Here is a 10,103-nt window from a genome sequence, read left to right on the forward strand (position 1 = left end):
CGGCCGTGAGAAGAGGGAGAGCCTCCGACGGTGCAACGCCGGAGGCCCCAAGACTCCCCAGCAATCCCATGAGATCCGACCCGGCGGCAGGGGCGTGCAAGCCCGACACCGCCAGATGAGGAGTCGCCCGGTGCAACCCGAGAACCCCGAGCCCTATTCCGCCCCGGTCCGAGCGGCTTGGCCCGCCACGGCCATCCCCGGCCAGCCCGGTGCCCGCCCGCGGGGCGAGCAGGCCGACAGCGCCACGGCGGGCCTGAGCAACGGCACCGCCAACGATGCGGACCCGGCGAGCGGGCTGGAGGCCATCCCTGACTCGGAACCGACGCCCGGCTCGAAGTTGCTCGACGAACTGCGCTCACAGATAGCGCAGTTCGTGATCCCGCCCTCATCGGAGGCGCTGGACGCGATCACTCTGTGGGTGGCGGCCACGCATCTGCAGCCCGCGTGGCAGCACGCACCACGGCTGGCGGTAGTGGGGCCGGCGAAGCGGTGCGGCAAGTCACGGCTGCTGGACGTGCTGACCGAGACGGTCCACGAGCCGATGCTCACCATCAACACCACACCGGCGGCCATCTTCCGCTCGATCGGCGAGGACGAGCCGCCGACGCTGCTGGTGGACGAGGCCGACACCATCTTCGGCCCCAAGGTCGCGGAGAAGAACGAGGAGACGCGCGGTCTGCTCAACGCCGGTCACCAGCGCGGTCGGTACGTCACCCGGGTCGTCGGTAACGACCACACCCCGCACAAGTTCGCCACCTTCGCCATGGCGGCCATCGCGGGCATCGGTGACCTGCCGGACACGGTCATGGACCGGTCGGTGGTGATCCGTATGCGGCGCCGGGCAGAGGGCGAGAAGGTCAGGCCCTTCCGCTCCCGCCGCGACATCCCCGCGCTGCACGAGCTGCGCGACCGCGTCCACGGGTGGGCCCGCCCGCTGCTGGAGGATGCCGCGAACCTGGAGCCGGACATGCCGGTCGAAGACCGCGCCGCCGATACCTGGGAGCCCCTGGTGATCGTCGCTGACCTGGCAGGCGGTCGCTGGCCCCGGCTGGCACGGGTCGCCTGCGCGCGGATGGTCGCCGCCGAAGTGGCGGCTGAGGAGGATCACCCCAGTGGTGCGCGCATTCTCGCCGACATCCGCCGCGTCTTCTTCGCCCTGCGGGAGGTGGACAGCTTGTCCACAAAGGAGCTCCTCCATCAGCTGCGGCAGGATCCCGAAGCCCCGTGGGCGGATCGAGGGCGCGACGGCCTGACGGCCCGAGAGCTCGGCAGGATGCTGCGCGACTTCGACATCCGGCCCGGCAACGTGCGTATGGCCGACGGGACACAGCGCAAGGGCTACATGCGCAACAAGTTCCTCGACGCCTGGCGGCGGTACTGCCCCACCGTTCACCCGGTGAACAGCCCGTCCGTTCACTCAGCGAACGCCCAACCTGCCCTCGACGAGGGCTGATCCCCGCACTAGCCCCCCGTTGCCGTACTTGCCGTCCCTGCCGTGATCTCGCAGCTCAGACGGCCTTTCGGTAAGACGTCAGCCAGACGCAAGACGGCAACGTAATTGCTCCTGAGCGTCGCCCGCCGGGAGAAGCTGCCCAGATCCGTCTTGCCTCGTCCACGGCGTCCCACGCGTATCGCCGCAGTTCACAGCCCTGCTCGCCGAGACGGACCGCGCACGGCAGCCGTCTCGGCAGGGGAGACACCGATCGGCAATGGCGCCCGCACCGAACACACCGCGTTCCTGTCCCGACTCGGGACAAGACGCCAGTGCTGCTCCCCGAGACGGCGCGCCCTCAGCGCTGACGTCCCGCGCTGACCTGCACGTGCAACGGCCGAGACGGCCAAGACGCCACACACCACTACCCCCAGGAGTCATCCGCTTGTCCGCCACGCACCTCTCGCAACCACCACAGCCGCAGCCGCTGGTCGAGGAGCCCGACGAAAGGCAGCCGAGGAAGAAGGCTGACGCCGAGCAGTACGCCCTCGGCGCGGCAGGCATCGTCATCGTCGCCCTGACCGCTGGAGCGTTCTGGCTCTCGTACGCGCACCTGGCCGACGTCGCCAGCCAGCACGGGCTCGGAGCATCGCCCATCCGTCGTTGGGCCTGGCCGGCCACCCTGGACGCGTTCATCGTCGCGGGCGAGCTGCTCATGCTGCGCGCGGCTCTGCGCCGAGCCACCGACCTATGGGCGATCGCCGTGACCGCCGTCGGCTCGACCGGCTCCATAGCGCTGAACGTCGCCGGTGTCAGCGGCACCGGCAGCGCCCGCACCATTCCTTTCCTCGACTACGTGGTCGCCGCGGTCCCTCCGGCAGCCGCGATGGTGGCCTTCGGCGTACTCATGCGGCAGATCCATCAGCTCGTCGCACCGCTGGAGGATTCCTCGGACACCGGTTCCGTACAGGCGCAGGACTCGTCGATCGGAGGCTTCGGTCCCCGCCCTGCGCCAGTCGCCGCTTCCCGCGATCCACATGCCTCTGGCGCTGAGCGGACGGAAACCGCGGCCCAGGTTCCGGAGAGCAAGCCGAGCGGTGGCCGACCGCCTAAGGCGACCATCGCGGAGCTGGCGGACATCGGCCGGGCCACCGGTCAGCAGTACGGCAAACTCACGCGCGGCCTTCTCCGAGCGGCGGTGAAGGACCGGCACCTGACGATCGGGAGCGAGCGGCAGACCGAGGTGATGGACCTTCTTCGGCCGGAACTCGAAGCCGCCGGGATTGAGGTTTCCAGGCGGTGACCGCTACCTGCCCGGGTGACCGGAACCCTTCCGGTCACCCCGGGCCCGGCCAGCCTCCCCACGCATTCCCACACCTGTGGACAACACGACGACCCCGCCGGACAGGTACCTCCGTCGCGCCTGCCCAGCCGTTCCTGGAGCACTTTCCTTGACGCACGACCAGCACCCTCCCGAGGACATCTTCGAGGAGCCACGTACCTCGCCGAACTCCCCTACACTGCTCGGACGTTTGCGGCAGGCGTTCGGACGGGCGGCCCCTGGCGGAGCCAGTAGTACCCCGAGTCCGACTCAAGGCCGGTCTTCGGGGTTCTCCGCCCCGGGGGTGGCGGAGGTGGCCCAGCGCCAGGGGGCGCCGGGCCATGAGGGCGGGGCCGAGGGAGGCCCTGACCCGGACACGCTCCACGCCGTACAGCACGAGATCCTGCAGCCTGCCCCGACTGCCGAGACCGCTGTCGGCGAGTTTGCCCTGAAGAGCGTGCAGCCCACGATCCGCCGTTTCACCGGCGACAAGCGCGACCAACGCGTCGGCCCGCTGAGGTTCCTTGAAGGTGAACGGGCACTCCTCCAGGAGACCGCCGAACAACACGGGTACAAAGGCGAGTCCGGTTTCGCCGCAGACATCGTCCTGGCCTTTCTCACCGACCGGTTCACTGCCAATCTGCCGCTGTCCGAGGACCGCCGCCGCACCCACATGTTCCGCGCCCAAGTGCTGCGTGAACTCAACCGCATCGGCATCAACGTCAACCAGATCGCCCGCGCCTTGAACAGCGACCTCACCCCGCCCGACATCCGCCAGCGCCTCGACGAACTCCACCACCTGCTCGCCCTGATCGCTGAGGCCCTGCGCCAGCCCACCGACGCGCGGGAGGTCTGACCCCAGTGATCGCCGCCATCAAGCCCGCCGGGTCCAACACTCGTGGCCTGCTCGCCTACCTCTTCGGCCCAGGTCGGCACGACGAACACCTCGATCCGCACCTCGTTGCCGGATTCGCCATGCTCGGCATGCCCGACCCCGGTCGCGACGAGAACGCCACCCTGACCGAACTCGGTCGCTACCTCGACGCGCCAGTACGCCTGCGGAACAGCGAGTTCGGCAAACTCGTCAGCGACCACGTCTGGCACTGTCCCGTCCGTGCCGCACCCGAAGACCGCTACCTCTCCGATGCTGAGTGGGGCGAGATCGCCCAGCGCGTCGTCCAGGCCGCCGGCATCGCACCTGCAGGCGACGATCTGGCCTGCCGCTGGATCGCCGTACGCCACGCCGACGACCACATCCATATCCTCGCGACCACCGTCCGCGAAGACGGTCGCCGCCCCAAGCTCCATGACAGCGGCATCCGTGTCGGCGACGAATGCCGGGAGATCGAGAAGGATTTCGGGCTGCGCCGCCTGGCGAAGGGCGACCGTACTGCCACCCGGCGCCCCACCCAGGCCGAGATGCACAAAGCCGAGCGCCTCGGTTGGGAGCAGACCAGCCGCGAGTGGCTCCAGGACCGCATCCGCGCCGCCGTCCCGCACGCCACCGGCATCGAGGAACTCCTCGCCTATCTCGAAGCCGACGACATCTTGGTCAAACCCCGCCGCGGCCCCTCCGGAGACCTTCTCGGCTACGCCGTCGGCCGCCCCGGCGACCTGAACAAGGACGGCGAACAGATCTACCACCCCGGCGGAAAGATCGCCCCCGACCTGTCCCTGCCCAAGCTGAAGGTCCGCCTGGAGGCCAACGTCTCCGAGGAACACCCCACAGCTCGCCGCAAACGGCCCACCACTGCGTGGCACCAGGCCACCGAAGCCCTCGACATCCTCCACACGGAAATCACCGGCACGAACCCGGACGGTAGCCAGGATGCTCTGGCACAGGCGCACATCACGGCCCTGGGCGAACTCATCGAAGCCACCGCCCAGAAAGCTCCCGACGACCTCCGTCACCAACTGCAAACGGCATGCCGGGCATTCGCCCGTGCTCAGCGCTCTCAGATCCGAGCCGAGGACCGCTCCGCCTACGCCCTGAGGACCGCAGCCCGCGACATCATCAACACCGCCACCGGCCCCGACCGAAGCGCGCTCGCCGCCTTGGTTGCGGCACTCGTCTGGGCCGCCATCATCGCCGGGCGCTGGCACGAGGCGAAGGGCCATGCCCAGCAGGCCGACGCCGCCCGCCAAGCCATCCATCACCTCCAGTCGGCAGCCGATGCCGCACTCGCTCCGACGCTCACCGAACTCGAAGCTCGTCGCCCCAAGGAGGAGACCCGTCGGGCCCTGGCCAACGATGTACGCGCCACCGTTCCCGAGCACGCCGAGCGGATCTTGGCCGACCCCGGCTGGCCCGCCCTGGCCACCGTCCTCGCCGACGCCGAAGACAGCGGCCACAAACCCCGGCAGCTCCTCAAGGAAGCCGCTGCCCGCCGCGAACTCGGTACCGCCAACAGGCCGGCCAGCGTCCTGATCAGCCGCATCCAGCACACCAGCCGCCACCCCGCCCCCAACCGCCGGGCGGAAGCAGCCCGCCGCCGAACCACGACACAAGTGGTCGTGGCGCAGGCCCCACAGCCAGAGCCCTCGTCGAAGGCCCCTGCCGCAGCCGCAGATCGACAACGCCGTCATCGTCATTAGAGGCCCACGGCAAGACTCCGTAGCAACAACGGTTGCGGGGCCGGTCACCACGTATGGTGACCGGCCCCGCAACCGGCGTACGTCTGTCCGCGGACCTTCGTAGCGAAGAGGCATAACGGACATACGGTGCTCAGCCTCTCGGCCTCATCCACGACGCAACAGCCTGCCCCGCGCGCGATGTCTCCCAACGCGGCGTGCGACAGGTTCCTCGCCCGGCTTGGGCGTTCTCAGCGGAGCCGGAGACGTCGGTTCGTCGTGGAGGAGTATTGCCTGCCAGACCTGCTCCTGCAGGGCCCGTATGCACGGGCCACACGCGTGCATCGCTGCCTGAGCGCCGGCCACACTTACCGGACCGATCCACAGGACACGGGTCCATCGCTGGCCGCAATAGAGCCAGCAGTACCCGTCAGTCCACGCGTTGCCGTCATCGGTGTCCGCCGCCGCGGGCAGACCGCCTCGCGCGAACTCGGCGATGCCGGGTATGACCTGAGGCGTCGCGGCCAGATCTAAAAACACAGTTCAGCGCTCCCGTTCACTCGCTCGGGGCAGCTGCCCTGGCCGACTCCTGCTTGTCGGCATCGGCGAAGAGGAGAGTGGGCTCGGCGAGGATGTCCCGGCCCGCCTCACTCTTGTAGATCTCGTCGACGCTGCCGAACCGGGCTTCGGAGTAGTCGAGGTCGAGGAGGTCTGCTGCCTGACGGACGGACGCCTCATCGGGTCCTTCGATCTCGACGAAGGTGGGAAGGTCCGGCCACGTGTCGAAGTCGAAGGCGACTTCGCCCAGGCGCCATTCCTCGCGGTAGTTCTCCTGGTAGCGGACCTCGCGCAGGCCGACGCTGCGGAGGATCTCCGCCATGGCATGCAGGTCCGAGACCTCGGTTTCGATCTCCGTGGTGCCGTCGATCGTCGTGGAGTCGGTGACCTGCTTCAGCGTGAGCGTGGACCGGGTGGCCTCATCCCTCAAGCGGATCCAGGCACCACCCTCAAGGGCGTCGTTCTCGAAGATCTTCCGGGTGAGGAGCGTGCGCGGAAACGCCTGGACGGCACCGAGAGCAGTCAGCTTGGCCTGGAGACTGTCGACGTCGATGGCGAGGAACTTCGCCTCGTACTCGTGCTTCATGTGTCCTTCTTCCCGTAGCTCTAGGAGGGGGTGGATGCGCGGGCAGCGAGGAGGAGCCCCATGCGGTGGGTGTGGTCCTGCAGCGCTCCAACGTGCGCCTGTTCAGCGAATTCGTTGGTCCGCAAGGTGAGCAGGACGTCCCAGTCGCCGATGAAGTACTGCCGGAGCTTCTCGGGCGATGTGTAGTGCTCAAGCGTGTGTTGGCGTTGCGTGATGGGCACCATGAACTCCGCGCCGAACAGTCCGCCGGGCCGGACCAGACGTTGCATGCGGTTGACGAACTCGCTCAGAGGCTGATGGTGGTTGGCACTGTAATGCCACGAGCAACTTGTCCAGACCGCATCGCAGCTGGCATTGGCGGGCTCAGTTTCGAGGAAATCGTCCTCCACCACCTGGACACGGTGGTAGAGCCCTTCGTTCTTCAGCCGGTCGATCAGCCCCATCAGGTGACCGGTCTTATCACCCGGGAGTTGCACCTCGCCGCCATGCAAGGCGATCGGGTCGCGCTCGATAGCGATGACGCGATAGCCGGCTGCGGCCAGCGGCACGACGAGTCTGCCGTCGCTCGCCCCGATGACCGTCACGGTGGAGTCAGACTCCGCACGCTCTTTCAACGCGGCGAGGAATTGAGGAAGGAAGGTGAGTGTGTGCCGCCAAATGCTCGGTGTCTGCACTGCCTTGCTCTCCTTGCGGGTTGTTGGTCAGGACGGCCTGGAGTACCTCGTCAGGGGCGAGGCCGGTGGTATTCACGTGGTGCATCTGGAACGACGTGTACGCGTCGGTGATCTGATCGGCTGCGACTTCAGCGAGGGTGTCCCAACGGGAGACAGGTTTCTCGCGCCTGGCGAGGCGGTTCTGACGCTCGCCTTCCTCGCAGACGAGGTAGTAGGTGACGGGGCGCGGTAGATCCGTCGGCAGGGCCACGGAGAGATCGGCCCCGAAAGCGCGGTGGTTGGCCAGGCAGCGTGCGAAGTAGCTCTCGACGACGACCGGTGTGCCGGCGGACAGGTAGCGCTGGATCTGGTCAGCCGCGGTGAACAGGGCCGAGAGGTAGAAGCACATTCGGGCCTCCGCATTCCCCATCCGATCCACCTCCCGCCGCAGGGCTTGGTGGGTGAGCGGCACGGTCGGAACCAGTACGGCACCGCGGGCGGCCGCGAGCATCGGCGCGAGGGTGGATTTGCCGGTACCGCGGAGCCCTTCGAGGCTCTCGAACGGCGCCTGGTCAGGCACGTCCATACACCACGCCCGGGACCGCGAGAGTGAGTTCGTCGCTGTCTGACGGGCGATGGTCGATGCGGCCGGCGAGCTTGTCGTACCAGAAGGCGTGCGAGTCCCGGCCGACAGCCTTGCAGGACATGGTGAGAGCGCCGCGCGGGTCGGCCTCGATCCGCTCGATCTGTTTCGGGCCGCCCGTGGGGGCACAGATCTCCGGGGCGCCGTGCTCGGACAAGTCCTCGTCGACGATCACTTCGATCGTCAGCTTCGCGGCCTGGAGCTGCTCTCGGAGGCGGACGTAGGCGGCGGGGTCGGAGACGAGGAGCTCGGGGTGGTCTACCGCGTTGCCGACCGGCCGGAGGTGGTGAAGCTTCAACTGCTCGACGCCGTAGTGCTCCAGAGTGCGCGCCAGGGGGAGAACCTCGTCGATGTTGCGCGAGGTGACCGTCATGGTTGCGCCCGTGCGAACCTCGAGCCCTCGGGCGATGCCGAGGGCGCTCAGCGCGCTCTGGTAGCTGCCGTACTTGCGGATGTGGTCGTTGGTCGAGCCGATCCCCTCCAGCGATACCCGCAGCAGGTCCAGGTGAGGGGCGATCTCGGTGAGCCGACGTTCGATCCGGTACCCGTTGGTGCAGATCTCGACCTGCATGCCCAGATCCTGCTTGGCGTACCGGACGACCTGGGCGAGGTCCTTGTAGACGAATGGCTCTCCGCCGAGCAGGGTGACAGCCTCTGTGTCGTACTGCTCGCGCATCAGCGTCAGGAGGTTGGTTGCCTCGTCCGGGGTGAACGCGTCTGCGTGCTGTAGCCGCTCGCCGTGGAAGCAGTGCAGGCACTCGAAGTTGCAGCGGTACAGCAGCTGCAGATACAGCATCCGGATCCTGCGGATCCCGGTGATTTCGCCGATCACGTTGGTCTCCTTCTGGCAGTTGCCTGGTGGGAGACCTGATGTTCGTGGAATGGCTTCGGACCGCATCACCGCGTATCCGGACGTTCCAAGGACGTCCTGGGACGTTTTCAGCGCGTAGAGAAGGTCTCCAGGACTCCGATGACACCCGGGGTGTCCGTCAGGTCGGGCAGTACTACGTGGGCGCCGGCATCGGCCAGCTCCTCGACGCCGTACAGGCCAGAGGCGACTGCGACGATCCCGGATCCGGAGTCGAGGGCTGCTTCAACGTCCCTCGGGGTGTCGCCTATGAGTACGACAGGCACGTCACTTCGCACGCCTCGCAGACGGTGGGCACGCTCCCGGGCCACAGCGACCAACCCGGAACGCTGGAGGGAGTCAGCACCGTAGGCGCCGACAGACAGATCCAGCAGTGGGTCAAGACCGAAGGCCGACACTTTCACGCGAGCGTTGGCTGCGATGTTGCCCGTGAGGACGGAGGACACCCAGCCCTCGCGTACCGAGGCCGCCTTCAGGACGTCGCGTACGCCAGGCAGCGCCGTCCCACGCCGACTGAGCTCGTGCAGGCGCTCTTCTCCCGCGTAGGCCAGCGCCGCCTCAACAGCAGCCCAGCCGGGCTCGGGCAGGCTGTTCCGCTGGAACATGTCGCGCATGATGAGGCGATCGGTTCGCCCCTCCGTCCGCGCGGGTTCAACAGGGTCAGCGCCTGCCAGCGCCGTGAAGGCGGCGCCGTAAATCTCCTTACTGACCCCGGAGTTTTCGATGAGCGTGTGGTCGATATCCCACAGGACGATGAGCTCCATACCGAGAAGCGTAAGTTCCGTGGTCGGAGTCGCGGGCCGAGGAACATCGAGGAACGTCCTTGCCCGCGCGCGGCGGTCTCAGCTTGGATGGCGACCGTGAACGAGCGATTGCACTCCGTACTCGCCCAGCGTGGCGTCTCGCCAGAGTCGCTCGCCGAAGCCTGCGAGGTGGATCCCAAGACGGTGACTCGGTGGCTGGGTGGCCGGTTACCGCACCCGCGCCACAGGTTCCGGGTTGCCCATCATCTTCGGGTGGAGGAGCTGTTCCTGTGGCCGGCACCCGTGCTGAGTGCCGGACGGCCGAACACCGGGTCGGGCGTGGAGTTGGTCGGGACTTATCCGAATCGCGCCAGCGTGCCCCGTGAAATGTGGCTCTCACTACTCCAGGGAGCTCGGGAGCAGATCGGCGTCCTCGTGTTCTCCGGCACGTTCTTCGCGCAGTCCAACCCTCACGTCGCCAGGATGCTCGCCGAGCGCGCGGCGGCAGGGGTGCGGGTGCGGCTCTGTTTCGGAGATTCGAACGGTCACGCAGCGGCGATCCGAGGACGCGAAGAAGGTATCGGCGACACCCTCGCAGCCAAGATCCGTGCCTCCCTGACCTACTACCGTCCCCTAAGGCTTGTCCCGCAATGATCGCGGAGCCGAGTACAGAGGTGCCTGGAGGAGGGCGCGTGCTCAGCCAGTGGGTTGTGAGGCGTCTAGTGACC

Annotated in this window: 9 protein-coding genes and 1 pseudogene; 5 read left to right on the forward strand and 5 right to left on the reverse strand. The window is 67.7% G+C overall.

Annotated features, from left to right (window positions below; translation table 11 throughout):
• The first annotated feature begins 130 nt into the window (after window positions 1–130).
• The 4 genes from ABZ930_RS29695 (at window position 131) to ABZ930_RS29710 (ending at window position 5,348) form a co-directional block, all read left to right on the forward strand.
• Complete coding sequence (locus tag ABZ930_RS29695; RefSeq protein WP_361554288.1) at window positions 131–1,453, forward strand: DUF3631 domain-containing protein; 1,323 nt, start codon at window positions 131–133, stop codon at window positions 1,451–1,453.
• Window positions 1,454–1,919: 466 nt separating this feature from the next.
• Window positions 1,920–2,735, forward strand: a complete 816-nt coding sequence (locus tag ABZ930_RS29700; protein WP_361554313.1) for a DUF2637 domain-containing protein — start codon at window positions 1,920–1,922, stop codon at window positions 2,733–2,735.
• Between the two features lie 322 nt (window positions 2,736–3,057).
• The gene (locus ABZ930_RS29705; RefSeq protein ID WP_361554292.1) at window positions 3,058–3,609 is read left to right on the forward strand and encodes a MobC family plasmid mobilization relaxosome protein; all 552 of its coding nucleotides are present in this window, start codon (window positions 3,058–3,060) and stop codon (window positions 3,607–3,609) included.
• 5 nt (window positions 3,610–3,614) lie between these two features.
• Window positions 3,615–5,348 carry a mobilization protein gene (locus ABZ930_RS29710; protein ID WP_361554295.1) on the forward strand — a complete coding sequence of 578 codons (1,734 nt, stop codon included), beginning with the start codon at window positions 3,615–3,617 and terminating at the stop codon, window positions 5,346–5,348.
• Window positions 5,349–5,880: 532 nt separating this feature from the next.
• On the opposite strand, the gene ABZ930_RS29715 is transcribed toward ABZ930_RS29710, so the two are convergent.
• The 5 genes from ABZ930_RS29715 to ABZ930_RS29735 all read right to left on the reverse strand — a co-directional run bounded on the left by ABZ930_RS29715 (window position 5,881) and on the right by ABZ930_RS29735 (window position 9,396).
• Complete coding sequence (locus ABZ930_RS29715) at window positions 5,881–6,468, reverse strand: class IV adenylate cyclase (RefSeq protein ID WP_361554298.1); 588 nt, start codon at window positions 6,466–6,468, stop codon at window positions 5,881–5,883.
• A 20-nt stretch (window positions 6,469–6,488) separates the two neighbouring features.
• Window positions 6,489–7,142 carry a class I SAM-dependent methyltransferase gene (locus ABZ930_RS29720; RefSeq protein WP_361554301.1) on the reverse strand — a complete coding sequence of 218 codons (654 nt, stop codon included), beginning with the start codon at window positions 7,140–7,142 and terminating at the stop codon, window positions 6,489–6,491.
• On the reverse strand, window positions 7,060–7,707 hold the full coding sequence (locus ABZ930_RS29725; RefSeq protein ID WP_361554304.1) for a hypothetical protein: 648 nt from the start codon (window positions 7,705–7,707) through the stop codon (window positions 7,060–7,062). Before ABZ930_RS29725 ends, ABZ930_RS29720 begins: the two co-directional genes overlap by 83 nt.
• On the reverse strand, window positions 7,694–8,596 hold the full coding sequence (locus ABZ930_RS29730; protein ID WP_361554316.1) for a radical SAM protein: 903 nt from the start codon (window positions 8,594–8,596) through the stop codon (window positions 7,694–7,696). Before ABZ930_RS29730 ends, ABZ930_RS29725 begins: the two co-directional genes overlap by 14 nt.
• Window positions 8,597–8,703: 107 nt before the next feature.
• Window positions 8,704–9,396: a haloacid dehalogenase-like hydrolase gene (locus ABZ930_RS29735; RefSeq protein ID WP_361554307.1), complete on the reverse strand. Its 693-nt coding sequence runs from the start codon at window positions 9,394–9,396 to the stop codon at window positions 8,704–8,706.
• Between the two features lie 96 nt (window positions 9,397–9,492).
• On the opposite strand from ABZ930_RS29735, the pseudogene ABZ930_RS29740 reads away from it, so the two are divergent.
• A pseudogene (locus ABZ930_RS29740) lies at window positions 9,493–10,011 on the forward strand (helix-turn-helix transcriptional regulator); the annotation flags it as partial.
• Between the last annotated feature and the right edge of the window lie 92 nt (window positions 10,012–10,103).

Origin of the sequence: Streptomyces sp. NPDC046716 (assembly GCF_040645755.1) — a bacterium.
GTDB lineage: Bacteria > Actinomycetota > Actinomycetes > Streptomycetales > Streptomycetaceae > Streptomyces.

Coding starts and splice junctions, on each gene's coding strand:
- ABZ930_RS29715 (WP_361554298.1), bottom strand. CDS start 6,468: ATGAAGCACGAGTACGAGGCGAAGTTCCTCGCCATCGACGTCGACAGT.
- ABZ930_RS29725 (WP_361554304.1), bottom strand. CDS start 7,707: ATGGACGTGCCTGACCAGGCGCCGTTCGAGAGCCTCGAAGGGCTCCGC.
- ABZ930_RS29735 (WP_361554307.1), bottom strand. CDS start 9,396: ATGGAGCTCATCGTCCTGTGGGATATCGACCACACGCTCATCGAAAAC.